This is a genomic window from Halarcobacter mediterraneus, from assembly GCF_004116625.1.
GTDB lineage: Bacteria > Campylobacterota > Campylobacteria > Campylobacterales > Arcobacteraceae > Halarcobacter > Halarcobacter mediterraneus.
Window position 1 is genome coordinate 208,006 of sequence record NZ_NXIE01000005.1, and the last position, 26,746, is coordinate 234,751.

A 26,746-nucleotide genomic window follows, 5' to 3' on the forward strand; every position below is an offset into this window, starting at 1 on the left:
GTACATTTACGGTAAAATAATTGATTTTAAAAAATTCAAGGTTTTATTTATATGTGTGGAATAGTTGGTTATATAGGAAAGCAAAACATCTCAAAACTTTTATTAGATGGATTAAAAGAGTTAGAATACAGAGGATATGATTCTGCAGGAATTGCTCTTTTAAACTCTAAAAAAATTGATGTATTTAAGGCTTTAGGCAAGTTAACTAACTTAAAAGAAAAAATCCAAAAAGCAAGTTTATCAACTTATGATATTGGAATAGGTCATACAAGATGGGCAACACATGGGAAACCAACAGAGTTAAATGCACATCCTCATTTAGGTGAGTATTCTTATGTTGTTCATAATGGAATAATTGAAAACTATAAAGAATTAAAAGATGAATTGATAGAAAAAGGTTTTAAATTTGTATCTCAAACTGATACTGAAGTTATTGTACACCTTTTCGAAAATTATTATAATTTATTAAATGATGAAGATCAAGCTTTTAAAGAGACTATAAATAGACTCCAAGGTGCTTTTTCTATCTTACTCATTTCTAAAGCGAATACAAAAAAAATATTCTTTTTTAAAAATGGAAGTCCACTAATTGTAGCAAAAGGAAATGAAGAAGGTGAAGTTCTATTTGCTTCTTCAGATGCACCCTTAATTGGTTTAGCAAATGATGTTGTATATTTAGAAGATGGTGTTGGAGGAATTGCTACTGCAGAAAAAATTGAATTTTTTTCAGATAATTATTCGTGGAGTACACTTCCTTCTTCAAAGCAGTTTGCTCAAAAAGATGGCTTTAGATTTTTTATGGAAAAAGAAATTTATGAGCAAAGTAATGTTGTTAGTGACTGTATGCTTGGAAGACTTCAAGATGAAGAGATTTTATTTGAAGAACTTGATTCTTCTATTTTAAATGGAATAAAAGAAATAAATATTTGTGCATGTGGAACTTCATATCATGCAGGACTTACTGCTTCGTATCTTTTTGAAAGGCATTCAAAAATTAGATGTAATGTAGTCATTGCAAGTGAATTTAGATATAAAGAGCCCCTTTTGAATAAAAATAGTCTATTTATTGTAATTTCTCAAAGTGGTGAAACAGCAGATACTCTTGAAGCTTTAAAAATGGCAAAAAATGCAGGTCTTAAAACTTTAGTTATATGTAATGTTGATAACTCTTCTATGACAAGACTTGCAGATAATACAATTCTAACAAGAGCAGGAATAGAAAAAGGCGTTGCTTCAACAAAGGCTTTCTCTACTCAAACTGTAGTTTTATGGATGCTTTCTTTGTATTTTGCAAAACAAAATGATAAAATTTCACAAGAAGTTTTACAAAAAGAATTACATGCTTTAAGAGAAGTTCCAAAATCACTTATTGTAAGTGATAAAATGCATGAGAAAACAAGAAGATTATCAAAAAGATATCTTCATGGACATGGTTTTTTCTTTATAGGACGAGATGTCTTTTTCCCATTAGCCCTTGAAGGTGCTTTAAAATTAAAAGAAATTTCATATTTACATGCGGAAGGTTATCCAGCAGGTGAAATGAAACATGGTCCAATTGCATTAGCAGATCCTGAATTATTCACGATTGCTTTAATGCCTGAAAATTTATTATATGACAAAATAAAATCTAATGTTGAAGAATTAAGTGCTAGAGACTCTACTATTTGTACAATCTCTCCACTTGAATTTGAACTTAGTGATGATTTTATAAAAACTCAAGAAGCTTCACATTATATGTTAGAGTTTTTTGAGATGTTAGTAGTATTGCAACTTCTATCAATGGAGATTTCAATACGATTAGGAAATGATGTTGACATGCCAAGAAATTTGGCTAAGTCAGTAACTGTTGAATAAATATTAATTTTTTATTTTTTTAGTGTAGTTTAAAGATAAAAGATAAGTATGGATTTGATGGAAAACAAAAATGGAAAACAAGATAGGAAAACAAAAATGGAAAACAAAACAAGCTACTTATTTACAAGTGAAGTTGTAAGCCCCGGACACCCAGACAAATGTGCAGATATAATTGCAGATACTATAGTTGATAAACTTATTATTGAAGACTCTAATAGTAGAGTTGCTTCTGAAGTTTTTGTAGCAGGTAAGCACGTTGTTATTGGAGGAGAGGTTAAATCGAAATGTCAACTTTCACAAAAAGAATATGAAACACTAGTTAAGGATGCTTTAGCAAAAATTGGATATGACGGTAAGTCTGCTTTTACAAAAGAGCAATGCCTTCATCCAGATGATGTTCAAGTACAAGTATTATTAAATCAACAATCTCCTGATATTTCTCAGGGTGTTGATCAAGAAACAGGTGATATAGGAGCAGGTGATCAAGGAATTATGTTTGGTTTTGCTTCAGATGAAACATCTGATTTAATGCCTGCTGCTATTACTTATGCAAGAATGCTTTGTGATAAAGTATATAATTATGCATTAAAACATAATCAAAAACTTGGAGTTGATATTAAAACTCAAGTTACTGTTGATTATGGTACAAAAGAGAATTTTGAGAATTGTAAACCACAAAAAATTCATACAATTGTTGTTAGTGCACCTTCAGTAGAAGGAATGCCAATTGAAGAAGTAAGAGAGTTAATTCAAGGATTAATTGATGATACTGGATTACCAAAAGATATGTATAATAAGAATGAAACAATAATTCATATTAACCCAACAGGAAGATATGTTTCTCACTCTTCTTTACATGATTCAGGATTAACTGGAAGAAAACTTATTGTTGATTCTTTTGGTGGGTATTCACCAATTGGTGGTGGAGCACAATCATCAAAAGATTACACAAAAGTTGATAGAAGTGGACTTTATGCTGCTAGATGGATTGCAAAAAATATCGTAGCAGCAGGACTTGCTAAAAAAGCAATTGTTCAAATTTCATATGCAATTGGAGTTGCAAGACCAACTTCTGTTGCAGTAGATACAATGGGTACTTATACTAAATTTAATGATGATAAATTATCACAAATAGTAATGGATGAATACTCATTAACACCAAGATGGATTACAGAAAAATTTGGTTTAGATAAACCAAGTGAAAAAACTTTCCTTTATGCTGATGTAGCTTCAAGAGGGCAGGTTGGACAAAGTGATTACCCTTGGGAAAAACTTGATGAAGTAGAAAAATTAAAAAATATAGAGTAGTAATTTTAGAAGGATTTATAATGGATTTAAAAAATTTATTTAGTAAAATTTCATTTGATAATAAAGAGAAGGAACAACCAAGCAAAAAAGATGCCCCAACACACTGGATTAAATGTCCAGAGTGTTCATCTTTAATGTTTTTTAAAGAAGTAGAAAACCAAAATAATATATGTCCTAAGTGTAATTTTCATATGAGAATAGGAGCAAAAAGAAGAATTGAAATTTTATCTGATGCAGATTCTTTTGTTGAGTATGATTCAGATTTAAAACCTATAGATCCTTTAAAATTTGTTGATAAAAAATCTTATAAAAAAAGACTTGATGAAGCACATAAAAAAACAGGAAGAACTTCTTCAGTTGTAAGTGGAGAATGTACTATAAATGATGTAGCTGTACAAATAGTAGTATTTGATTTTGCATTTATGGGAGGAAGTTTAGGTTCTGTTGAAGGTGAAAAAATTGTTAGGGCTGTAAATAGAGCAATAGAAAAACAACAAGGTTTAATAATTGTTTCTGCTTCAGGAGGTGCAAGAATGCAAGAATCAACATTTGCTTTAATGCAAATGGCTAAAACTTCTGCAGCATTGAAAAAAATGGATCAAGAAAAACTTCCTTATATATCAGTATTAACTGATCCAACAATGGGTGGTGTTTCTGCCTCATTTGCTTTTCTTGGTGATATAATTATGGCAGAGCCAGGAGCTTTAGTAGGTTTTGCAGGACAAAGAGTTATTAAACAAACTATTGGTGCTGATTTACCAGAAGGTTTCCAAAGAGCTGAATTCTTATTAGAAAAAGGTTCTATTGATATGGTTGTTAATAGAAATGAAATGAAAAAAACATTATCTGATTTATTAACAATGTTTGATAAAACTTCTACTGCAAGTTAAATAAAACTTAGAACTGTTATTACAGTTCTTTCTTTCAAATGAAAATAAATATTTATGCAATTGTAAAACCTAGTAATGACGATTTTGATAAACTTAGTAAAGAGTTTATCAAAATGTGCTCAAAATTTGCAAAAGTTGAAGTTAATTGTATTTTTGATAAAAATATTTCAAAAGCTCAAAATATCTCTCAAATAGAAGCCCAAAAAGCATATTCTCAAGCTTTTGAGAAGTATATGACAGGTTATTGTATTGCCTTAGATGTTTTAGGAAAAAAAGTGGATAGTTTCCAATTCTCAGAAATGATTTCAAACAATAATGAAATAAACTTTTTTATAGGTGGGGCATATGGTTTTGAAAGAAACTTTTTAAATAAATGCCATAAAATAATAAGCTTAAGTGATTTAACTATGGCTCATAAAGTAGTAACACTTGTTTTGTTAGAACAAATTTTTAGAGGCCTTGCAATTAAGAATAACCATCCATATCATAAATAATTTATAATATTTTGAGTATAATTGCAAAATTTTTTAAATAAGGTTATAATATGGCTAATACAAAACAAATAGAAGAGTTAAAACAGATTCTATTAGAAAGAAAAGAATTAATTACAAAAAACATCCAAGGAAGTAGGGATAGTATTGATTCTTTAAAAAACTCTGAATGTAATGATGAATATGATTATGCCGAAGTTTCAAGTGATAGTTTCAAAGAAGGAATAATTGCTAATCAACAAATAAGTGAGTTAAAAGAGATTGAAGAAGCCTTAAAAAGAATACAAAAAGGTACTTACGGTATTTGTGAAATGTGTGATGAATCAATCGCAATAGGAAGACTTAGAGCTAAACCATTCGCAAAGTTTTGTACACCTTGTAGAGAAATTCACGAACAAGAAAAATAAAAGGATTTTATGTGGGACTTAAAAAATATATTGGATTTTCATTACTATTGATTATAGCTATAAGTTTATATGTATATAGTGTAGAAAGCGGAAGTTATGAAATAACAATTCTAGATTATACAATGCAATTACCAACTGTTTTATGGATAATTATTCCAGTTGCATTATTGTTCTTTTTTTCAGTCTTACATTTAATATTTTATGGTTCATTAAATTTTTTTAAAACTAGAGGTTTTATTAAAGATGAAGAAAATATAGTAGAATTAATAAAAGCTTCATTATTAGAAAAAGAAGAAAAGAAAAAGTTTAAAACTCAAGCTTTTAAAAATCTAGCATCAATTTTAAGACAATTGAAGTTTGATACAAAAGATACTACTTTTACATCAAAAGATGAAGAGTTAAATAATATTGTTTCATTAATTAAGGATATAAAAGATGGAAAATATGTAACAGATAAAAATTTTAGACTTGATGAAAAATCTTCTTTAGGAAAGAAAAATCTAATAAATAAAGTAAACGAACAAATTGATTTTGCAGTAGATATATTAAAAAAACAAGAACAATATGATAAAGAAGTTGTTAAAGCAGCTTTTTTTAATGTTCTAGAAAATAAAAGTATGACAACAGTTAAAAAAGTATATACAAATGTTGAACTTACTAAAGATATGGCATTAAAACTATTTCTAAAAGATGTTGATAATACTGACTTTGGATTAACAAAAGAAGAAATTCTTAAAATAACAAAAGAACTTAACTACACAAAAGAAGAGTTCATTACTTTAGCTAAATTATATAAAAATACATTAAACCCAGATAAGTTGTTAGATCTTTTTGAAACTTTATCAAATGAAAATGAAGAAGCGGCAGGTGCTTATTTCTATGTATTACTTGAATTAGAAATGATTGAAAATTTAAATGATTTATTAGCTGGTTACAAAGATGATGAGTTTAAAGCTTATAGAGCATTACTAGACTTGAAACAAGCTGGAAAACATTACTCTATTGATGATATAACTACAATATAATCTATGAAAAATAAAATTGACTTTAGCCAGCCTTTGATTGTGCTGGCGCCATTAGCAGGATATACAGATTTACCTTTTCGTTCAGTTGTTAAAAAATTTGGTGCAGATGTAACTATTTCTGAAATGATTTCTTCAAATGCACTTGTTTATAAATCAGAAAAAACAAGAAAGATGATTGAAAAATCTCCTGATGAAGACCCTTATATTGTTCAAATAGCAGGAAATAAACCTGAATTAGTAAGAGATGCTGTGCAAATACTTAATGATATTGAAGGCATTGATGGTATTGATTTAAATTGTGGTTGTCCGGCACCTAAAGTTTTTAACCATGGTTCAGGTTCTAATCTTTTAGGAGATTTGAAAAAACTAGAAGAAATTTTAGGAACTGTAAAAAAATACTCAAAAAAACAATATACTACAGCAAAAGTTAGATTAGGAGTAGATACTAAAATTCCTGTAGAAATAGGTAAAGCAGTTGAAGCCTGTGGAGTAGATTTTGTATCTGTTCATGGAAGAACGCGAGCTGGAAAATATAAAGCACCAGTTGATTATGATGCCATTAAACTTATGAAAGAAGCTATTTCTATCCCAGTAATTGCAAATGGGGATATAAAAGACTATGACAAGGCACAAGAAGTATTGAAATATACCAATGCAGATGGTGTTATGATAGGTCGTGGTGCAATTGGTAAACCTTGGATTTTTTATCAATTAAAACATAATGTTGAAGATATTAATCAAGATAAAAAAAGAGAGATAATATTAGAACACTTTGATGCAGTTATAGATTTTCATGGAATCCATGGAGCTATAATGTTTAGAAAACTCCTTCATTCTTATTCAAAGGGATATCAAGGTGCAGCAGAGTTTAGAGATATAATAAATAGAGTTGATGATCAAAAAGTCATGCGTGATATGATAGAAAACTTTTTTTAAAATCAATTTAGTTAAAATAATCATATTTTATAAATTCAAGGAAAATTATTGACAGATTACTATTATGAGTTAACCATAGAACCTAAAGACAAATATGAATTATTTCTTGATTTAACATTATCTTTAACAAATGAAGCATTAGAAGAATTTGATGGTAAAATTATTGCAAGAAGTGAAGAAGATTTATCACATATTGAAGATGGTATAAAAAAATTTGCTGATGGAATAAATATACCTTGTGAAATAACTTTAGAGAAAAAAGAAAATATTGATTGGATAAAACAATATCAAGAATCTGTAAAATCAGTTGAAGTAGGTAAATTCTTTATAAGGCCATCATGGGAAGAAAAAAAAGAAGATAAAATTGATATAATTATAGACCCTGCTTTATCTTTTGGTTCAGGACATCATGAAACAACATCTAGTTGTCTGGAAGCTATAAGTAAATATATAAAAGAAAATGATAAAGTTTTAGATGTAGGCACTGGAAGTGGAATTTTAGCTATAGCAGCTTCAAAAATTGGAGCAGATGTAGATATTTGTGATACAGATGAAGTTTGTATAAAAGATACAAAATCAAATTTTGAATTAAATAATACAAGTTTTAATAAATCTTGGGTAGGTTCAACGAATAATGCACAAAAAAACTGCTATGATGTAGTTATAGCAAATATTGTTGCTGATGTTCTAATTTTTATTCATAATGATTTAAAAAAATGCTTAAAGGATGATGGTATACTAGTTGTATCAGGTATCTTAGATAAACATATAGATAAAGTTTTAAGAAAATTTGAAGATTTAGAACAGCTTGAACTTATTCATAAAAATGAATGGGTAAGTGTAGTTTTTAAAAAATAAATAGGAGTTAATGTAAATGAATAATAGACCAGATAAAAATGGCCAAGACAATAATAACAATAATAATAACTTTTTTAATAATAACCCTTTATTAGTTTTTGTTATATTTTCTATTGTTACAATTTTTGTTTTTAAAGCAGTGTTTCCAGATAATGGTTCACAAGCAATGGGTGGGGAAAATCAAGGGCTTTCATCTTTTGGACAAACAAAAAATAAAACTGTAGCATATTCAGAACTTAAAAAACTAATTTCAAACGGTCAAATAGAATACGTAGGTATTGGAAATACACAAGTTAAAGCTGTAAGTAAACCATCAAGTGGCCAAATTACAACATATACTGCAAGAAGGGTAGTTCCTGATGATACCTTGATTCCTTCTTTAGAACAAAAAGGTATCTCATATGGTGGAATAAATGAAGAAAATATAATTGCTGATATTTTATTTGGATGGGTTTTACCAATTTTTATTTTCTTTGCAATTTGGATGTTCTTAGCTAGAAGAATGTCTAAATCTATGGGAGGTGGTTCAGGTGGAATCTTAGGAATTGGAAGCTCTAAAAAAATGATTAATTCTGAAAAGCCAAATGTAAAATTTGAAGATATGGCAGGAAATAAAGAAGCTAAAGAAGAAGTACAAGAAGTAGTTGACTTTTTATCTGATCCTGAAAGATATGTAAGATTAGGAGCACAAATTCCTAAAGGTGTATTATTAGTAGGACCTCCTGGAACTGGTAAAACACTTTTAGCAAAAGCTGTTGCTGGTGAAGCAGATGTTAACTTTTTATCTGTTTCTGGTTCAGCTTTTATAGAGATGTTTGTTGGTGTGGGAGCAAGTAGAGTAAGAGATTTATTTGAACAAGCTAAGAAAAGTGCACCAGCTATTATTTTTATTGATGAAATTGATGCTATTGGTAAAAGTAGAGCATCTGGTGGTCCAATGGGTGGAAATGATGAGAGAGAACAAACATTAAATCAGCTTCTTGCCGAAATGGATGGATTCTCAACAGAAGCAGCACCAGTAATTGTATTAGCTGCAACAAATAGACCTGAAGTTCTTGACCCTGCATTACTTAGACCAGGGAGATTTGACAGACAAGTATTAGTTGATAAACCTGATTATGAAGGTAGAATTGAAATTCTTAAAGTTCATATTAAAGATGTAAAGTTAGGAAAAAATGTTGATTTAAAAGAAGTTGCTAAAATGACAGCTGGACTTGCAGGTGCAGATTTAGCAAATATTATTAATGAAGCAGCACTTTTAGCAGGACGTGCTAAAAAAGACCAAGTAGACCCAGCTGATTTTAAAGAAGCAGTTGAAAGACAAATTGCTGGACTTGAAAAGAAATCTAGAAGAATTTCTCCAAAAGAAAGAGAAATTGTAGCATACCACGAATCAGGACATGCCTTAATTGCAGAAATTACAAGAGGTGCTAAAAAAGTTAATAAAGTATCAATTGTACCAAGAGGACTTGCAGCTTTAGGGTATACATTAAATACACCAGAAGAAAATAAATATTTAATGCAAAAACATGAACTTATTGCAGAAGTAGATGTATTATTAGGTGGTAGAGCAGCAGAAGAAGTATTCATTGGTGAAATTTCAACTGGTGCTGGTAATGACTTAGAAAGAGCAACAGATATTATTAAATCAATGGCATCTGTTTATGGAATGAGTGATGTTGCTGGACTTATGGTTCTTGAAAAAAGAAGTAATCAATTTTTAGGTGGTCAAACACAAAAAGATTTTTCAGATGAAATGGCAAAAAATCTTGATGACTATGTTATTAAATTACTAAACGAAAGATATGAAGCTGTTTTACAATCATTAAGAGACCACAATGAATCAATAGAACAAATGACTAAAGAACTTCTTGATATAGAAGTTCTTTCAGGAGAAAGAGTAAGAGAAATAATTATTGAAAATGGAGGAGAGGTTTTTGAAGAAGAAGATTTACATAGTGAAGCTTTAAAAGAAGAAGATCTTTCTACAAAAGAAAATAACTCTGAAAACTCAACTGAAGAGTCTTCAGAAAAAAAAGATGAAAATAAAACTAAAAATGAAGAAATAGAAGAAAATAAAGAAGATAAAAAAGAGTAAAAATGTTAAATAAGTTAATTGCAAAAGAAGGATACAAAAGTATATTTAGTTTTTTAATATTAACAATTGTTTTTTTAATAATTGATTGTGATTTTTTAAGCTTTGTTCTTTTTGCATTAACTTTATGGTTTATTTTTATTTATCGAAATAATAGATTTATAAAAAACTATGATGAAGAAGATATTGTTTCTCCTATTTCAGGAAGAATATCTTCTATTGATATTAAAAAAGATAAAAAACTTATCTATATTGATGTGTCATTATTTGATAATCATATTCTAAGAGCTGTAAAAAGTGGAGACTTTACAGTTAAAACTACCCGTGGCACTTATACCTTTCTTGATTCCTTAAAAGCAAAAAAACTAAATGAAAAAATTGAAATAAAATATAAGGATATTAAAATAGAATTAATAACTTCTTTATTTTCTAACAGAACTGAAATTTTTGAAAGCAGTGCTTTAAAAGGTGATAAATTAGCAGTTTTTCTTAACGGTCAAGTAGTAATAGAACTTGATAACTCAAAAGAACTTTTAGTAAATATAGGAAATAAACTTCACTCTGGCAAAACAGTAATTGCAAGAAATCAATAAGCTGAAATTATTTATTTACTATGCTTAAACCTAGAATAAAATTATCAACTTTAATTATAATATTTTTGACTTTTTTCTTAGTTGTATTTTTTATTCTTCGTTATTATCTTATTGAAAATACAAAATTAAAATATTTGAAAAATGAAAGAATTCTTTTTTATAAACTCCAAAATGAGTCAAATGCATTATTAACTTATATTTTACATCAGTTTAGTAATGAAAAAAATAATCTAAAAGAAATACATGAAAAAGCATATAATCAAGTAATTTTAAATGGATATGATAATTCTTTAGATGAAATTTATAATAAAATAAATGAAGGCTTCATTTCAAAACCTTATAATATATATATAACAGATAATAATTATATTATTGTAAATACTACATATAAACCTGATATAGGTTTTAACTTAAGTTTTGCAAAAGAGAGTTTTGAAAAAAATAAAAAAGAAAATTTGCTTGAAGTTACAGCTCCCATATTTGAATCATATTCTCAAAAGTTTTTTAGTTATACAGATTATTTTTTACCCAATTCAAATAGAATTTTTCAAGTAAGCTATACTTATCAAAATACAGATGATAGACTTAATAAGATATATTCTTTGGTAAATAAAAATACTACTGTTGCTAATTATAGGGCATATTTAGTTTTAAAGGATGGTTATATTGGTGATTTTATCTTTAAAAAGTTTAAAGGTCGTAAACTGACATTAGACGAAATGGAAAAAGTAAAAGAAGATGCAATAAAAATTTTTAATAGGGTTGGAAAAACTAAATTAATTGAAGATAATCTAAAAATAGATAATAATGAGTATAAAGTTTTGTATTCAAAACAAGAGTCAGTAATATTTGATGATATTCAAATTTTGTATAGTCTTACTTTTGATAAAAGTTTTTTAGAGAATGAAATAAATAAAATAAATATAATTTCTATTTTTTTACTTTTAGTAGGTTTAGCTATTTTCTTTATTCTTTTTAAATTAAGATACAAAGAAATCTTATTAAAACAGAAAGATAAATTTATAAAACACTCTGTCCATGAGATAAAAACGCCTTTAAGTATAATTCTTTTAAATAATCAATTACGAAATAAAATGAAAGGGAAAGATAAATATTCTTTTAAAATAGAAGCAGCAATAAAAACTCTACAAAACTCCTATGATGATATGACTTTTTTAATGACAAAAGATAAGTTAGAATATAAAATTGAGGAAATTGAGCTAAAAACTTTTTTAATTGAAAGAGTAGATTATTTTTCTACAATTGCTAAATCTCAAGGAAAAGAAATAGTTTTGAATACAAATAGTAATTGTGGTGTATATATAACTAATATAGAATTAACTAGATTAATTGATAATAATCTATCAAATGCAATAAAATATAGTGAATTACATTCAAAAATAGAAGTTTACTTAGAAAAGAATATATTAAAGTTTATTACAAAAGGTAATGAAATAATTGAAAAAAAAGCTATTTTTGATAAATATAAACGAGAAGAAAGTTCTATAGGTGGACATGGTTTAGGTTTAAGTATTGTAAAAGATATAATTAATAAATATCAGATTAAAGTAGAGGTTGAAAGAAAAAATATGAGAAATATTTTTATTTATCATTTTAAATGCCACAATACTGACACACTTGAATATTAATATCAAGTATGAAAATTTTTTTACTAGAAGATGATTATAGTTTAAATGAAGCTATAAAAGAATCACTTGAAACTGAAAACTATACTGTTGAAAGTTTTTATGATGGAGATGAGGCTTACTCAAAAATATCACCTCTTTATGATATTTATATATTAGATATTAATACGCCTTTTGTTGAAGGAAGTGATCTTATTGAGAAAATAAAAGGTATAAATAATAATATAAAGATTATTATGATAAGTGCAATAATTGATATTGAAAAGATTAGAGAATGTTATAAAAAAGGTTGTGATGATTATATAAAAAAACCTTTTGATATAGATGAATTACTTCTTAAAATAGAAAAACTTAAAAATAATATTGATAAATTAAAAATTAAACTTTCAGAAAAAATCTTTTATTCCTTAAATGAAAAAAAAATATATATAAATGAACAGGCATGTCAGCTTACAAAAAGAGAACAAGCTTTTTTGCACCTATTGATTTCAAATAAAAATACAGTAGTAAATATTACTCAAATAGAAGATTATGTGTATGGAAAAAGTAAATCTTCAGAAGCTATAAGAAGTTTAGTAAAAAGAATAAGAAAAAAATTTCCAGATGACATTATTAAAACTGTAAGGGAAGAAGGTTTTATTATTTATTTAAATTGACATATTTCTGCCACAAATAATTTATACAATATCTTTAAGAATTTATTGCTAAGTTAGGTTAAAATATGTATTTAAATAATAATTTCTCATCTTTAAACAATAGTATTTTAAATCAAAAAAATACAAATCAATCTTTAAGTAAACTTTCTTCGGGTCTTAAAATAAATAAAGCTAGTGACAATGCTTCAGGATTGGCTATCTCTGATAAGTTAAGAACTCAAGCAAGTGGAATAAAACAAGGAGTTGCAAATGCAAATAGTGCAATAGCAATGATGAATATAGCAGATAAAGCAATTGATGAATTGAGTAAAATCTTAGATACCATAAAATCAAAAGCAATACAAATGAATACTGATACAACTTCTGTAGAAGGTAGAAAAATAATAAAGACAGAAATCTTAAAACTAATTGACAATTATGATAATATCGTTTGTCGTACAAACTATAATACTATTCCTTTATTAAATGGTTGTTCGAGTCCTTTAACTTTTCAAGTTGGAAGTAGGGATAAAGATACAGTAAATGTAAATATTAATTCAATTGAGTCAAGAAATATGGGAGATATAAATCCGAACAAATTAATAAATTTTATTACAGGGTTTAATACTCTTCTTCCATCTGAATCAATAGGTAATATAAATGATGGTGTTATATTAAGTAATAATTTACAAAATACTGTTGAATATTCTTCTATGCAAGATGGGCGGTTTATGATTGAAATACCACAAGGAATTAAGAACCTTACTTTATATCTTAATGAAGCAACATTTGATGATACTTTTCAAGTTTTTACAAAAAGTGGTAAACACATTGCTGGAACAGCTTCTTCTGATAGTAGTTGGCAAGCTGGTTCTAATCCTGAAAATATTATATCTTTAAATCCTGAAAAGTTTGATATCAATGCATCCTATTTAGATGAATTATCTAATCCTAGTATACCTCTTACATATTATGGTCCTTATAATAGCAGTGATGGTATGACAAATGACCCAAGTTATGAAACAGATGTAATATATACAAATAAAAATGGTGTTTCTATTACTAAAACTATTAAACAATGGGAAGAAATGGTAGTTATTCCTGATGTTACAGAAACATTAGTAATTTTTGTAAATGGTGTAGGTTCTTATGAAACTTCTGCTGAATGGCAGAATCCATTATTAAAAAATCAAAATGAAATGTGTAATTGTGATAATCTAATTTTAGAAAGAAATGATGAGAGCCCAGATCTAAAAACACAAGCCAAAATATTAATGGATGTTGTTGATACTTCTTTATCTCAATTAAATTCAACAAGAAGTGATATAGCAGCAGCTACAAATCAATTAGAATCTTCAGTGAGGAATTCTTTAACAAATTATACAAATATAAAAAATGCCGAAAGTATAATAAGAGATGTTGATTATGCTAAAGAAAGTGCAAACTTTAATAAGTTGAATATTATAAATCAAGCAGGTTCTTTTGTAGAAGTTCAAAAAAATGAAACTATGAAAAGAGTATTAGACTTATTAAAATAATTTCCAAAATAAAAAATTGACACATAACTGACACATATAACATTTATAATGACTATAAAAGTAGGTATTTATAATGAATTTAGAGCAATTATACAATAAATATTTAGAAATATTAAACTTTGAAATAAAATATTTTAATCACAAACCAACTGAACTTCGTCATCTTATAGGTAGATTAGGGGAATTTTATTGTGCAATAAAAACTAATGGAACCTTAGCCTTAGAAGTAAATCAACATGGACATGATGTGATAGCAAAAGATGGAAGTAAAATAAGTGTAAAAACTACAGCACAAACTAGTGGCTTCATCACATTAAACCCAAGAACATTAGATAAAGTTGATAAATTAATGATTATCATATATCAAAATAATACTTTTGAAGATATATATTTTGGAGACTACCAACCACTGATTGAAAATACAAGAATCTATGATAATAAATATGAAATAGATATCTCTAAAATAAAACGAATCAATACATAAGTATTTAAACCAAAAGACTAACTATGATTGTAAATTCAACTTTATATAAATATATATGCCCAAAATGCAAAGAGAGTATGGTAGTACCTATACTTATAGAAGATGATACTATCTCAAAAAAAGATGGTATGCAGTTTGTGTGTCCCAAATGTGGCATTGGTATGAATAAAAGAAATATAAATTAAAAAGTAAACTTATAATAAAAAGGAATCTTAATGAGTAATGAAATAGTTGAAGATAAACCACGTTTTCTTAAAGCTACAGAGTCAATATTAGCAGAACCAGAAAATCTAAAAAAACAGGCAACACAAACTTTAGACAAATATAGAAAATCACATCCCGATATATCTGAAGATGAAGTTAAATTAATGGTCTCTAAAAAAATAATTTCAAAGTACAGCTATTATGCTGCATTTTCAGGGGGTACAACAGCACTTTCAGGGATTATCCCTGGAATTGGCACAGCTGTTGCAATTGGCGGTGGTGCGAGTGCAGATGCAATAGCTTGTATAAAGTTTCAAATAGAAATGACTATGGAAATTGCAACAGTATATGAGCATGATATATTAAAAGAAGAAGAAAAAAATCTTTGTTTTATTATTGCAGGTCTTGGAAGCATTAATTATATGGGAAAAGAGGGATCTAAGAAGGTAGCCTCAAAAGCATTTATTCGATTAGTTAAGGAGCATTTAAAAGGAACAACTCTTCAAATAATAAAAGAAATATTTAAAAAGCTTGGCATTACATTTACACGAAAAGCTTTGGAAAAAGCAATTCCCTTTGGAATAGGAGTCATTATAGGTTTTTCAGTTAATAAATTAATTACTAAGTTTGTTGGTAATAGAGCTATTGATTTTTTTACAGCTGATTCAAAATAATATTCAATATGCAAAACCTCATAATCCTTTACAACCCATATTACCAAAAAGATGTTATACAACAACATCTAAAGCTACTAATCAAAAATGAAAAAGTAGCTTTTGGTAAGGTTAAGTCAAAACTTAAAAATCAAGAACATGGTTTTCAAAAGCAATTAGAATTGATTTATAAAGATGTAGATGAGAAAAACTATCTTCAACTTTTTTTAACTGATTATTCAAGTATTTATGTGGCAAAAGTTACAAAAGTTTCCAATGAAGATTATTCAAATCTTGCTCCAACTTATTATAGAGAAAAAAATCTTGAGGTTGAGACATGGTTTATTATAAAAGATTTAAGAGAGTTAGTACATAATAACTTTCAAGAAACAAGAGACAATATCTTAGCAAATCTTACAGCCAAAAACTTTGGAAATCATACCTATGCTGTTTATGGAAATAATTATGTTTATCCACTTCTTGTAGATATGAAACATGAGATTGATTATTTTGAGTATGATGATGAAAACTTTAGATATTATCCTGATATGTTTAAATCAGAAAGATTTTTACGGATAAAACAAAACCTTATAGAATACAGCTTTGGTTCAAAATATATACACTATTTTCATCCAGATTCTTTGACAAACATAATCTCAGCACAAATGGAACTACAAGAGCATAAAGAAGATTTAACCTATGATTTTAGTTCAGTGGTTATAAAGTATAGTAAAACAATAGAACAAGAGATATATTCTTTTTCAAAAATTTTATTCAAATATATACTTGAAAAAAATCCAAGTTTTGAAAATATCTCATATAGTGTGCAAGGCTGTGAATATACTCTTAGTGATATTTTTTACAATAAACCAAATTTTGGTACCTATAAATATCTTTTAAAAAATACTGAAATATGTGACTTTATAATAAAACATTTTGAAAAATACATTAGTTATTTTATTCAAAAAAAGTTTATTTATTATATTAATTCAGTAAAAGAACTTAGAAATAAAATAGTTCATGAAAAAGCTGCAACAATAGATGAGGCTAATAAGTTAAGAAACAAAGTTTTAGGTGTATCAGAAGAAAGTATTTTAGTGGAATTAATAAAAATGAAATTAAATCTAATAAAACTAAACATAAAATAAATTATATCAGTAAATAATAACTATTATTTGGATAAAATCCTCACTATTTTTGTTCAGGGAGAGGAATAGTTGTCATTAAAGAATATACCTTTTAGGGTAACAGTTTTATCACTGTTTATATTTTTGTCATTGCTAATTATAACTTTTATGATTTATATACAAGCAACTTATGGCAAAGAATTTTCTCAAAGAGTGATGAATAATAATTTTAATTTAATTTCATCAAAAGTTAAAGATAATTTAAAGACTTTAGATAAAGTAAATGGCTTTGTTATCGATGCAATAAGCTCCTCTTTTTCTGATGTTCAATCTATTGAAGATATTGAAAAAGATAAAGACAAATATATAAAAATTTTAGTAAATATTTTAAAAAATAATGAAGAACTTTATGCTACATATTTTGCTTTTTCTGATGATAGCTTTTTTGAAATAATTAATTTAGAAATAAATAAATCTTTAAGAGAGCAATACACTTTATCAAAAGAAGCAAGATGGCTTTTAGTTTACATTAATGGTAAAAATAAAAACAAAAGAGTTCTAAATGTATATAATGAAAAACTTAAATTAATAAAAAAAGAAGAAAAAGAAAATAGTTATTTAGCTACAAGTAGACCTTGGTATATTAAAGCTCAGAATCAAAGTAATATTTTGATTAAAAGTAAGCCTTATTCTTTTAAGCATATTGATTCAACAGGAATGACATATGCAAAAAGATATAATGAAAATGTAACTTTTGCTTTAGATGTTTTATTAAATAATCTTAATAAAACAATTAATGGTTTAAACTCAATGAAAAGTATGAATAGTTTTCTTTTTGCAGAAGATAAAGACTTGATTGGTTCTACTACAAAAGATACTACTTTGATTTCTCAAATAAAAAATTTGATTGATAAAAATAGTGTATTAAATAAAAAAGAACATATTTATAAAATAAATTCAGAAAAATATATTATAAATTTTTCCCAATTAGAAGATGATATATATAAATATTTAATTACCGTAGTATCTTTTGATGATGTTATGGAACAATATTCTAAATATTTTAATTTAATAGTTGTTTTTACTATTTTACTTTTTTTATTTTTATTACCTCTTATTTGGTATTTTGCTTCAGTAATTGTAAAGCCTGTATTGGAATTAAAACTTGAAAGTAAGAAAGTAAAAAATAGAAAATATTCAAAACTAAGAAAAGTAAAAAGTAGGGTTTTTGAAATTCAAGAATTGTCAAATTCTATGTTAGAAATGGGACATTCGATTTTTGAATACCAAAATAAACTTGAACAAAAAGTAAAAGAAAGAACAAAAGAATTAAGAGAAAAAAATATTGAGTTAGAAAGATTATCTGTAACTGATAAACTAACAAATATTTATAATAGAATAAAACTTGATGAAGTTATACTTGAAGAACTAAATAGAGCAGATAGATATAATGAAAAGTTTGGAATAATGATTATTGATGTAGATTATTTTAAACAAGTTAATGATACTTATGGACATCAAGTGGGAGATTCTACTTTAATAGAGATTTCAAAACTTTTACAAGGAAATATTAGAAAATCAGACACAGTAGGAAGATGGGGAGGAGAAGAGTTTGTTATAATCTGTCCTCATACTGATTTAAAAGGTCTACATGAATTAGCAAATCATATACGAGAAAAAATTGCAAAGCATAGCTTTCCTGTTATTGGAAATAAAACTGCAAGTTTTGGAATAACTATATATAAAGAGGAAGATAATTTAGAAAAACTTATAAATAGAGCGGATGAAGCTTTATATAAAGCAAAAGAGAATGGAAGAAATGCAGTAGAGAGTATATAAAACTCTTTTTCTCTTGACAAATTTTTTTTAAATTACTATAATTTTACGATAATACAAAGGAGAGTAAATGAAAATATTTGATTTTTATAAAAACCATTTCATAAAAAGTGTTAACACTCTTCTGCTTCTTAAAAACTTCCTCTAATATATACATTTAGAACATAACAATTTCCAAAATTTAGTTTTTCTTTTTTTAAATAAAAAAAGATATAATATTGCATAATTCAAAAGGTACATACAATGGATAAAAATAAAATTATAGTTTTTGATACTACATTAAGAGATGGTGAACAATCTCCTGGTTGTTCTATGAATACAGAAGAAAAGATTAAAGTTGCTTTACAATTAGAAAAATTAGGTGTAGACGTTATTGAAGCAGGCTTTGCAGCAGCAAGTCCTGGAGATTTTGATGCAGTTAGTAGAATTGCAGAACAAGTTAAAAATTCTTCAATCTGTTCTTTAAGTAGGGCAATTGAGAATGATATTAAACAAGCTGGATTAGCTGTAGAAAAAGCGCCATTACATAGAATTCATACCTTTATTGCTACTTCACCAATTCATATGAAATATAAGTTAAAAATGAGTGAAGACGAGGTTATTAAAAGAGCAGTTCATGCAGTAGAATATGCAAGAACATTTGTTGATGATGTGGAGTTTTCTTTAGAAGATGCAGGGAGAAGTGAAATACCTTTTATGAAAGAAGTTATGGATGCAGTAATTGCAGCAGGAGCTTCTACGATTAACTTACCAGATACGGTTGGATATAGATTACCAACAGAATTAGGAGCTATGGTAAAAGAGTTATCAGATTTTGCAGGTAATAGAGCTAGAATCTCTGTTCATAATCATAATGACTTAGGATTAGCAACTGCAAATACTTTAGCAGCAGTTACAAATGGTGCTAGACAAATTGAAGTAACAATTAATGGTTTAGGTGAGAGAGCAGGGAACTCTGCTTTAGAAGAAGCTGTAATGGCTATAAAAACTAGAAAAGATGCTTTTGGTGATTTATACACAAGTATTAATACAAAAGAAATTTATGCAACATCAAGATTAGTTGCAACTATTACTGGTGTTGAACCACAACAAAACAAATCAATTGTAGGGAAAAATGCCTTTGCCCATGAAAGTGGAATTCATCAAGATGGAGTATTAAAACATCAAGAAACATATGAAATTATGAAACCTGAAGATGTAGGAGTTATTAAAGACTCTACTTTAATTTTAGGTAAACACTCTGGAAGAGCAGCATTTAGAGATAAAATTAATCAATTAGGTTTTGATAAAATTACTGATGAAGAATTAAATTCAGCCTTTGAAAAATTTAAAGTTTTAGCTGATAAGAAAAAAGAAGTAACTGATGATGATGTAAGAATGTTAATTACAGATGAATCGTTAAATCACGATAAAACTTATGAGTTAGTTGGTTTACAAATCTCTGACTGTTCAAATGGTTTACCAACAGCAGCGGTATCGATTAAATATAATGATGAAATAATAAGTGATGCAAATATTGGAAATGGAACAATGGATGCAATCTTTAAAACAATTGATAGATTAACGGGAATAAGTGGAGATCTTCAAAGTTATAATGTAACTTCAGTTACTGAAGGAAAAGATGCTTTAGCAAAAGTTACGACAAGGGTAGTTTTTGATGAACAAACACCTTCTTTTGTAGGGCATGGATTAAGTGTTGATACTATGCTTGCAACAGCAAAAGCTTATTTAGGTTCTGTAAACTCTTTTCTTTCTCAAAAAGAAAGACTTTCTAAAAGAACTGAACACCAAGTTTAATTAAAATATAAAGCAGTTTACTGCTTTATATTTACTCTTTTATAATAATTATTAATATAAATAATCACTAACTTCATCTCTTTAAAAAAAACTATTTGTTATAATCAATATTACTTTCAAATATAAGGATATTAATGTTAACAATTATTGTAACTACACTATTTTTAGCTTTAGTTATAAATATACTACTAAAAAAAATTCATTTACCTACAATTATAGGATATATTTTTACTGGTACTGTTATTGCATATACATTTAATTTGCATGATGCTGTAAATAATCATACATTAAAAGAGATTGCAGAGTTTGGTGTTGTTTTTTTAATGTTTACAATAGGTTTAGAGTTTTCTTTAGAACATTTAAAAAAGATGAAAAATGAAGTTTTTGTTGCAGGAACATTACAGATTTCAATTACCGCAATAATAGTTTTTTTAATAAGTTATTATATTCTTGATATTGAAAAGAATATTTCATTTATTTTATCTTTAGCAATTGCCTTATCTTCAACAGCCATTGTTTTAAAGACTTTTAATGAAACAAATGAAATAAGTAAAAGATATGGACAAAGAAGTTTAGGGATTTTAATTATGCAAGATATTGCTGTTATTCCTATTCTTTTAACAATTGGTTTTATGAGTACTTCTTCAGAAAGTAGTATTTCAGATGTTTTACTTGAGATGTTATTTCATGCTTTGATTTTATTAGTGCTAATGGTAATTATAGGAAAGTATTTGTTAGAGCCATTTTTTAGAGCAATTACAAAAACAAATTCTGATGAACTTTTTGTAGGTTCTATACTCTTTCTAGCAATTGGAGCTTCACTTTTGGCTCATAAATTAGGTTTTTCTTATTCTTTAGGAGCTTTTATTGCAGGTATGCTTATTGCAGAAACAAGATATAAACATCAAGCTGAAGCAGATTTAGTTCCTTTTAGAGATTTATTATTAGGAATTTTCTTTGTAACTGTAGGAATGCAATTAAAATTTGATATTATCTTTTCTTATATACATATAATTTTAGCACTTTTATTTTCTGTGATGATTTTAAAGTTTATAGTTATTTATGTGGTAATAAGATTTAATGAGAATAAAAGAGTTAGTCTTAAAACAGCACTTTCTTTAGTTCAAATTGGAGAATTCTCTTTAGCTTTATTGGAACTTGCAAGAACAGGAGGATTAGTACCCTCTCCATATGGTCAAATTATGATTGTAACAATTGTTTTATCAATGATAATTACACCCATAATTTTAAAAAATCTTACAACAATTACTGATTTCTTTATTAAAAGTGTTGAACCTGTTATTGAGCAAGAACTTAAATCAACAGAATTAAGTAATCATACAATAATTTTAGGATTAGGTGAATTTGGAAGAAGTATTGCTGATGAACTTACAGTTAATTCTGAACCTTATATTGCAATTGAAAATAATATTGAAAGCTTCTATAGGTCTTTGAAAAGTGGTTATCATGTAGTTTTTGGTAATGCAACAAATAAGGATTTGTTAAAAAGTGTAAATTTAAGAGAAGCAAAATATGTGATTATTGCAATAGATAATCCACAAAAACTCTACCAAGTATGCGATACCATACAACAAGTTATTTCTACTGATAAAATTATTGTAAAAATTCATACAAAAAAAGAGGCCGAAATAATTAGTGATTTTAATATTTCTAATATTTTTGTTGAAAATCTTATAACAAGTCATAAGATTAAAGATTTAATTATAAAAAAATAGGAGTATACTATGCAAAAAACTTCAATATTAGTAGCAACAGATTTTTCTAATAATTGTGATAAAGTACTTAATAAAGTTCTTACTTTTGCACAAAATAAGGATTTGGAACTAAATCTTATACATGTAGTAGAAGATAGTATTTTTAATTTTCAAGATAATTCAGAGAAAATAAAATATAATTGTATTAAGTTTTTAAAAGAAAATTTTCCTCAAATAAATGAAAAAAATTTTTATTTTAGAGTAGGTTGTATTGAAAAAGAAATTGCAAGATTATCACAAGATTTAAATTGTTCTTTAATTGTAATTGGGAATAGTGGTGAAAATTTTAGTTTTGAAAAATTGATTATGGGAAGTACAACCAAAAAAATTATTCGCTCTTTAGATATTCCTACTTTAGTAATTAAAAATACTAAAATAATTGATTATAAATATATTTTAGTTCCAACTGATTTTAGTGAAGATTCAAAAAAAGCAGTTGAAAATACTTTTGAAATTTTCCCTGATTCAAAAATCAATTTATTGCATGTGTATAGTGTACCTTTTGAAAGTCGTTTAAATATGTATGGAATTGATAAAGAACATGCAAAAAAATATGTATCAAATATAGCAAAAGATAATTTAGAAAATGGAAATAAATTTATTAAAACATTTAAAGATATAGATAATAAACTGTCTTTAACTATAGAGAATGATGTTTTAACATCTGAATATTTTAGAGACAATAGTAGTCATTGGTTAGATGGCATAGATTTAATTGCTCTGCATACAACAGGAAATATAAGTTTCTTTACTTTTGAAATGTTAGATAAATCACAAAAAGATGTTTTAATATTTAAAAAATAAGGATTATTATGAGATTTGTAACTTTACTTGTAATTACTTCTAGTGAGAATGAAGATAAGGTAAAAAAAATTGCTAAAAATGCTGGGGCTGGCGGTGCTACTGTTATTCAAGGAAGAGGTACAAGTTCTGATTCAGAAAAGAAGAGTTTTTTTTCCTTAACTTATGAAGGGAATCAGGTAATTATTGTATATGTTCTTGAAGAAAAACTTTCAAGAACAATTTTAAAAGAGTTTCATATGTACATTGAAAATAAAAAAATAGAAGCTTTAGCTTTTACACTACCTATTTCTCATTTAGTAGGATTAGATAGAAGTTTATTAAAAAAATTTGAAAATTCAATAAAAACAAATGATGATTTGTAAATTAAGGATAGATAATGCTTGTTGAAGAGATTATGCAAAAAAATGTTATTTTAGTAAAACCTTATGCTACCTTAAAAGAAGCTTTACAGCTTATGAAAGAAACAAAATTAAAATGTTTAATTGTAGATAAAAACTCTTCAAGTGATGCTTATGGAATAATTACCAATACTCAAATATTAAAAGCAATTCTTGCAGAAGATGGGGATATTGACCTATTAAATGTTTATGACATTTATAAAAAACCAGCATTTAGTGTATCTTCTAAAATTGATGTTAAATATGCTGCTAGAACAATGATTGAACATAATATAAAAAGAGTTACTGTTACTGATAATAACCAACTATTAGGAGTATTATCAATAACAGACTTGACGGAATATTTACTTTCTTTGGTAGATTAATATGCATGAATTGTTAAAGCAATTTAAATATACTTTTATTGAATCAGCAATAAATTTGATACCTATTTTAATTATTATTATAGGCTTTCAAGTTTTGGTCTTCCAATCTATTCCTGATGATATTATAACTATTTCTATTGGCTTTTTAGTTGTAGTTATTGGGGTTACTTTCTTTTTAATGGGATTAGAAATAGGAATTTTCCCACTAGGAAATAGTTTATCTTCTGAGTTTTTAGAAAGAAACTCTCAATTTTGGTTTGCTATTTTTGGTTTTTGTTTAGGTTTTGGAGCTTCCATTGCAGAACCTGCAATAATTGCAGTTGCCTCACAAGCAGGAGAGATAACTAATGGTGCATTAAATCCTTTAACTCTAAGAATTATTATTGCTTTTAGTGTTGGTTTTATTACTGCTTTTGGTATTTTGAGGACAATTCTAGGCTGGTCTATCAGTAAAATTATTGTAGGTGGATATTTATTAGTTTTAATAATCACATATTTTACTCCTCCTTCAATTATTGGCTTAGCCTATGATTCAGGTGGAGTTGCTACAAATGTTGCTACAGTTCCATTAATTGTTGCTTTAGGAATAGGAATTGCTTCTGCTTTACAAGGAAGAAGTGTTCTTAAAGATGGTTTTGGTTTTGTTGCTTTAGCTGCGATTACTCCTATGATTAGTATTCAAATTTATGGAATAATTGTTTTAGGAAGTGATTTTGGATTAAATAATTTAGAACAAGTAATAGAAGTAGTAGATGATGAAGCTCATTATGAAGCTGGATTTACTGTTTTCCAAGTTTTAGCAGATTTATTTAAAACTTTTTTAAATCTTATTCCTATAATTATAACAATTTTGTTTTTTCAATATTTTATTATAAAAAAGCCTTTATCTAATATATCAGGGGTAGTTTTTGGATTTTTATTTTTAGTTATAGGTTTATATGGTTTTATTGTTGGAATTAAACTTGGATTGTTTCCTATTGGAGAATCTATTGCACAAAGTCTTATAAATATGAATAATGTATTATATATATATTTATTTGCTTTTTTAATTGGATTTGGAACAACAATGGCTGAACCAGCTTTAATAGCAATTATAAAACAAGCTGATAAAATGTCAACTACAAGATTAAATGTGATAATTATTAGATTATTGGTTGCTTTGGGAGTTGGACTTGGAATATTAGTTGGTGCATATAAAATAGTAAATGGATATAATATTTGGTTTTTAATTACATTTTTATATAGTATTGTTGTTTTTTTAACAATTTTTGCTCCTAAAAATATGGTAGCTTTTGCTTTTGATTTAGGAGGTGTAACTACTTCTGAAATTACAGTTCCCATCGTAACTGCATTTGGATTATTTTTAGCAACAAATATAGAAGGAAGGAGTCCGTTACTTGACGGTTTTGGTTTAATTGCTTTTGCATCTATTTTTCCAATGATAACTGTTTTATTATATAGTATTATTAATGATAAACTTATGGTAAAATAAAAAATGAATGATTTAGAAATTTATTTATTAGTAATAGCATTTTTAATGCTTTTAAGTGTACTATCTAGCAAATTATCAGATAAGTTTGGAATACCTGTTTTATTTATTTTTTTAGGTCTTGGTATGATTGCAGGTTCAGAAGGTATTCTTGGAATATACTTTGATAATGCAGTATTAGCTCAAGCTGTAGGAACAATTGCTTTAATTTATATACTTTTTGGTGGTGGACTTGATACTCAATGGAGAGTTATTAAACCTGTTTTAAAAGATGGTTTAATTCTAGCTACAGTAGGAGTTTTTTTAACTGCTTTATTTGTAGCAATTTGTGTTCATTATGTTTTAGGATTTGATTTTTTAGAATCTTTATTATTAGGTGCTATTGTCTCTTCTACAGACGCTGCTGCAGTTTTTGCAATACTTCGTGCAAAAGGTATTTCTTTGAAAAAAGGATTATCTCCATTATTGGAATTAGAATCTGGAAGTAATGATCCTATGGCTATTTTTTTAACTGTTGCCATTTTACAAATTATTTTATTACCTCAAAGTAGTTCTTTTACTGATTTGATTTTGTATTTTTTCTTACAATTTTTTGTTGGGATATTTTTAGGAGTAGTTTTTGGTATATTATTGCCCAAAATTCTAAATAAAATTAATTTTACTTTTTATGGTCTTTATCCTGTTTTTACAATTGCTTGGGTGATGTTTCTTTTTGGTATTGTGACACTTTTAGGAGGAAATGGGTTCTTGTCTGTATATATTGCTGGAGTTTTTGCAAATAAAAAAGAGTTTGTTCACAAGAAGAATTTAATAGGGTTTCATGATGGCTTATCATGGATTATGCAAATATCAGTATTTTTAACACTAGGGCTTTTAGTATTCCCTTCAGAATTACCAGATGTAGCTTGGCATGGTTTTTTAATTGCTCTTTGGCTTATTTTTATAGCAAGACCTAGTGGAATATTTTTGAGTTTAATATTTAGTAAGTTTTCTACAAAGGAAAAAACTTTTATATCTTGGGTTGGTTTAAGAGGTGCTGTTCCAATTGTTCTTGCAACATATCCTTTTATAGAAGGTTTAGAAAATGCTTCTTTAATATTTAATACTGTTTTTTTCATTGTATTATTGTCTATTTTACTTCAAGGAACAACTCTTCCTTTCGTGGCAAAACTTTTAAATTTAGAAGAGAAGATAGAAGAAAAGAAAGTAGAAGCTTCTCCTTTATTTTATCAAACATTAAAGCAATTTTATATTGATGATGATTCTAAAGTAATTGGTGCAAATATTGCAGAATTACAATTACCTTCAAATTTTTTAGTTTTATTAATTAAAAGAAATGATGAATATATTTTGCCTACAGGAGCAACAATATTCGAAAAAGATGATTTATTGTTAATACAGTGTGATAAACCACAAAGATATAAAAGAATTATTAAACATATTTTTAAATAATTGTAAAAAAATAGTCATAAATTCATTTTAGTAGCAATTATAAAATAAATTGATAAAATGTTGCTTAGTATGTTGGTTAGTTGCAT

General features: G+C 26.8%; 25 protein-coding genes. All 25 read left to right on the top strand.

Translation table 11 applies throughout. From position 1 onward, the window contains the following. The first annotated feature begins 51 nt into the window (after positions 1 to 51). The 25 genes from glmS to CP965_RS12345 all read left to right on the top strand — a co-directional run bounded on the left by glmS (position 52) and on the right by CP965_RS12345 (position 26,660). A complete protein-coding gene (gene glmS, locus CP965_RS12230) occupies positions 52 to 1,854 on the top strand; it encodes a glutamine--fructose-6-phosphate transaminase (isomerizing) (protein WP_129062394.1) in 1,803 nt (600 codons plus the stop codon). 96 nt (positions 1,855 to 1,950) lie between these two features. Next, the gene (gene metK, locus CP965_RS12235) at positions 1,951 to 3,162 is read left to right on the top strand and encodes a methionine adenosyltransferase (RefSeq protein WP_228712724.1); all 1,212 of its coding nucleotides are present in this window, start codon (positions 1,951 to 1,953) and stop codon (positions 3,160 to 3,162) included. A gap of 20 nt (positions 3,163 to 3,182) precedes the next feature. Beyond that, positions 3,183 to 4,052: an acetyl-CoA carboxylase, carboxyltransferase subunit beta gene (accD, locus tag CP965_RS12240; protein WP_129062395.1), complete on the top strand. Its 870-nt coding sequence runs from the start codon at positions 3,183 to 3,185 to the stop codon at positions 4,050 to 4,052. Positions 4,053 to 4,090: 38 nt separating this feature from the next. Further along, a complete protein-coding gene (locus tag CP965_RS12245; protein ID WP_129062396.1) occupies positions 4,091 to 4,546 on the top strand; it encodes a 23S rRNA (pseudouridine(1915)-N(3))-methyltransferase RlmH in 456 nt (151 codons plus the stop codon). A 50-nt stretch (positions 4,547 to 4,596) separates the two neighbouring features. Further along, positions 4,597 to 4,950, top strand: a complete 354-nt coding sequence (gene dksA, locus CP965_RS12250; protein ID WP_129062397.1) for an RNA polymerase-binding protein DksA — start codon at positions 4,597 to 4,599, stop codon at positions 4,948 to 4,950. A gap of 11 nt (positions 4,951 to 4,961) precedes the next feature. Then, on the top strand, positions 4,962 to 5,975 hold the full coding sequence (locus CP965_RS12255) for a hypothetical protein (RefSeq protein WP_129062398.1): 1,014 nt from the start codon (positions 4,962 to 4,964) through the stop codon (positions 5,973 to 5,975). Between the two features lie 3 nt (positions 5,976 to 5,978). Then, positions 5,979 to 6,911, top strand: coding sequence for a tRNA dihydrouridine synthase (locus CP965_RS12260; protein ID WP_129062399.1), 933 nt, complete (start codon positions 5,979 to 5,981; stop codon positions 6,909 to 6,911). 48 nt (positions 6,912 to 6,959) lie between these two features. Next, positions 6,960 to 7,769 carry a 50S ribosomal protein L11 methyltransferase gene (locus CP965_RS12265; RefSeq protein ID WP_129062400.1) on the top strand — a complete coding sequence of 270 codons (810 nt, stop codon included), beginning with the start codon at positions 6,960 to 6,962 and terminating at the stop codon, positions 7,767 to 7,769. A gap of 16 nt (positions 7,770 to 7,785) precedes the next feature. Further along, entirely contained in the window at positions 7,786 to 9,867 is a 2,082-nt protein-coding gene (gene ftsH, locus CP965_RS12270; RefSeq protein WP_129062401.1) for an ATP-dependent zinc metalloprotease FtsH, read from the top strand. Between the two features lie 2 nt (positions 9,868 to 9,869). Then, the gene (locus CP965_RS12275) at positions 9,870 to 10,457 is read left to right on the top strand and encodes a phosphatidylserine decarboxylase (RefSeq protein ID WP_129062402.1); all 588 of its coding nucleotides are present in this window, start codon (positions 9,870 to 9,872) and stop codon (positions 10,455 to 10,457) included. A gap of 134 nt (positions 10,458 to 10,591) precedes the next feature. After that, positions 10,592 to 12,106 carry a sensor histidine kinase gene (locus tag CP965_RS12280; RefSeq protein WP_164971024.1) on the top strand — a complete coding sequence of 505 codons (1,515 nt, stop codon included), beginning with the start codon at positions 10,592 to 10,594 and terminating at the stop codon, positions 12,104 to 12,106. 8 nt (positions 12,107 to 12,114) lie between these two features. Beyond that, entirely contained in the window at positions 12,115 to 12,759 is a 645-nt protein-coding gene (locus CP965_RS12285) for a response regulator transcription factor (protein WP_129062404.1), read from the top strand. Positions 12,760 to 12,824: 65 nt separating this feature from the next. Next, the gene (locus CP965_RS14360) at positions 12,825 to 14,276 is read left to right on the top strand and encodes a flagellin N-terminal helical domain-containing protein (protein WP_129062405.1); all 1,452 of its coding nucleotides are present in this window, start codon (positions 12,825 to 12,827) and stop codon (positions 14,274 to 14,276) included. Between the two features lie 73 nt (positions 14,277 to 14,349). Beyond that, positions 14,350 to 14,760, top strand: coding sequence for a DUF6998 domain-containing protein (locus CP965_RS12295; RefSeq protein ID WP_129062406.1), 411 nt, complete (start codon positions 14,350 to 14,352; stop codon positions 14,758 to 14,760). Between the two features lie 23 nt (positions 14,761 to 14,783). Continuing rightward, a complete protein-coding gene (locus tag CP965_RS14155) occupies positions 14,784 to 14,945 on the top strand; it encodes a hypothetical protein (protein WP_164971025.1) in 162 nt (53 codons plus the stop codon). Between the two features lie 30 nt (positions 14,946 to 14,975). After that, positions 14,976 to 15,638 carry an EcsC family protein gene (locus tag CP965_RS12300; RefSeq protein ID WP_129062407.1) on the top strand — a complete coding sequence of 221 codons (663 nt, stop codon included), beginning with the start codon at positions 14,976 to 14,978 and terminating at the stop codon, positions 15,636 to 15,638. 8 nt (positions 15,639 to 15,646) lie between these two features. After that, positions 15,647 to 16,765: an HP0729 family protein gene (locus CP965_RS12305; RefSeq protein ID WP_129062408.1), complete on the top strand. Its 1,119-nt coding sequence runs from the start codon at positions 15,647 to 15,649 to the stop codon at positions 16,763 to 16,765. A 69-nt stretch (positions 16,766 to 16,834) separates the two neighbouring features. Beyond that, entirely contained in the window at positions 16,835 to 18,583 is a 1,749-nt protein-coding gene (locus CP965_RS12310; RefSeq protein WP_164971026.1) for a GGDEF domain-containing protein, read from the top strand. 240 nt (positions 18,584 to 18,823) lie between these two features. Continuing rightward, positions 18,824 to 20,377 carry a 2-isopropylmalate synthase gene (locus tag CP965_RS12315; protein ID WP_129062410.1) on the top strand — a complete coding sequence of 518 codons (1,554 nt, stop codon included), beginning with the start codon at positions 18,824 to 18,826 and terminating at the stop codon, positions 20,375 to 20,377. Between the two features lie 134 nt (positions 20,378 to 20,511). Beyond that, entirely contained in the window at positions 20,512 to 22,113 is a 1,602-nt protein-coding gene (locus tag CP965_RS12320) for a cation:proton antiporter (protein ID WP_129062411.1), read from the top strand. A gap of 9 nt (positions 22,114 to 22,122) precedes the next feature. Then, positions 22,123 to 22,956: a universal stress protein gene (locus tag CP965_RS12325; RefSeq protein ID WP_129062412.1), complete on the top strand. Its 834-nt coding sequence runs from the start codon at positions 22,123 to 22,125 to the stop codon at positions 22,954 to 22,956. A gap of 8 nt (positions 22,957 to 22,964) precedes the next feature. Beyond that, positions 22,965 to 23,318: a hypothetical protein gene (locus CP965_RS12330; protein WP_129062413.1), complete on the top strand. Its 354-nt coding sequence runs from the start codon at positions 22,965 to 22,967 to the stop codon at positions 23,316 to 23,318. A gap of 14 nt (positions 23,319 to 23,332) precedes the next feature. Then, a complete protein-coding gene (locus CP965_RS12335) occupies positions 23,333 to 23,719 on the top strand; it encodes a CBS domain-containing protein (RefSeq protein WP_129062414.1) in 387 nt (128 codons plus the stop codon). A gap of 1 nt (position 23,720) precedes the next feature. After that, the gene (locus CP965_RS12340) at positions 23,721 to 25,211 is read left to right on the top strand and encodes a DUF1538 domain-containing protein (RefSeq protein WP_129062415.1); all 1,491 of its coding nucleotides are present in this window, start codon (positions 23,721 to 23,723) and stop codon (positions 25,209 to 25,211) included. Between the two features lie 3 nt (positions 25,212 to 25,214). Then, positions 25,215 to 26,660 carry a potassium/proton antiporter gene (locus tag CP965_RS12345; protein ID WP_129062416.1) on the top strand — a complete coding sequence of 482 codons (1,446 nt, stop codon included), beginning with the start codon at positions 25,215 to 25,217 and terminating at the stop codon, positions 26,658 to 26,660. Positions 26,661 to 26,746: the final 86 nt, after the last annotated feature.

Coding starts and splice junctions, on each gene's coding strand:
- glmS (WP_129062394.1), top strand. CDS start 52: ATGTGTGGAATAGTTGGTTATATAGGAAAGCAAAACATCTCAAAACTT.
- metK (WP_228712724.1), top strand. CDS start 1,951: ATGGAAAACAAAACAAGCTACTTATTTACAAGTGAAGTTGTAAGCCCC.
- accD (WP_129062395.1), top strand. CDS start 3,183: ATGGATTTAAAAAATTTATTTAGTAAAATTTCATTTGATAATAAAGAG.
- CP965_RS12245 (WP_129062396.1), top strand. CDS start 4,091: ATGAAAATAAATATTTATGCAATTGTAAAACCTAGTAATGACGATTTT.
- dksA (WP_129062397.1), top strand. CDS start 4,597: ATGGCTAATACAAAACAAATAGAAGAGTTAAAACAGATTCTATTAGAA.
- CP965_RS12260 (WP_129062399.1), top strand. CDS start 5,979: ATGAAAAATAAAATTGACTTTAGCCAGCCTTTGATTGTGCTGGCGCCA.
- ftsH (WP_129062401.1), top strand. CDS start 7,786: ATGAATAATAGACCAGATAAAAATGGCCAAGACAATAATAACAATAAT.
- CP965_RS12275 (WP_129062402.1), top strand. CDS start 9,870: ATGTTAAATAAGTTAATTGCAAAAGAAGGATACAAAAGTATATTTAGT.
- CP965_RS12285 (WP_129062404.1), top strand. CDS start 12,115: ATGAAAATTTTTTTACTAGAAGATGATTATAGTTTAAATGAAGCTATA.
- CP965_RS14360 (WP_129062405.1), top strand. CDS start 12,825: ATGTATTTAAATAATAATTTCTCATCTTTAAACAATAGTATTTTAAAT.
- CP965_RS12295 (WP_129062406.1), top strand. CDS start 14,350: ATGAATTTAGAGCAATTATACAATAAATATTTAGAAATATTAAACTTT.
- CP965_RS14155 (WP_164971025.1), top strand. CDS start 14,784: ATGATTGTAAATTCAACTTTATATAAATATATATGCCCAAAATGCAAA.
- CP965_RS12300 (WP_129062407.1), top strand. CDS start 14,976: ATGAGTAATGAAATAGTTGAAGATAAACCACGTTTTCTTAAAGCTACA.
- CP965_RS12305 (WP_129062408.1), top strand. CDS start 15,647: ATGCAAAACCTCATAATCCTTTACAACCCATATTACCAAAAAGATGTT.
- CP965_RS12315 (WP_129062410.1), top strand. CDS start 18,824: ATGGATAAAAATAAAATTATAGTTTTTGATACTACATTAAGAGATGGT.
- CP965_RS12320 (WP_129062411.1), top strand. CDS start 20,512: ATGTTAACAATTATTGTAACTACACTATTTTTAGCTTTAGTTATAAAT.
- CP965_RS12325 (WP_129062412.1), top strand. CDS start 22,123: ATGCAAAAAACTTCAATATTAGTAGCAACAGATTTTTCTAATAATTGT.
- CP965_RS12330 (WP_129062413.1), top strand. CDS start 22,965: ATGAGATTTGTAACTTTACTTGTAATTACTTCTAGTGAGAATGAAGAT.
- CP965_RS12335 (WP_129062414.1), top strand. CDS start 23,333: ATGCTTGTTGAAGAGATTATGCAAAAAAATGTTATTTTAGTAAAACCT.
- CP965_RS12340 (WP_129062415.1), top strand. CDS start 23,721: ATGCATGAATTGTTAAAGCAATTTAAATATACTTTTATTGAATCAGCA.
- CP965_RS12345 (WP_129062416.1), top strand. CDS start 25,215: ATGAATGATTTAGAAATTTATTTATTAGTAATAGCATTTTTAATGCTT.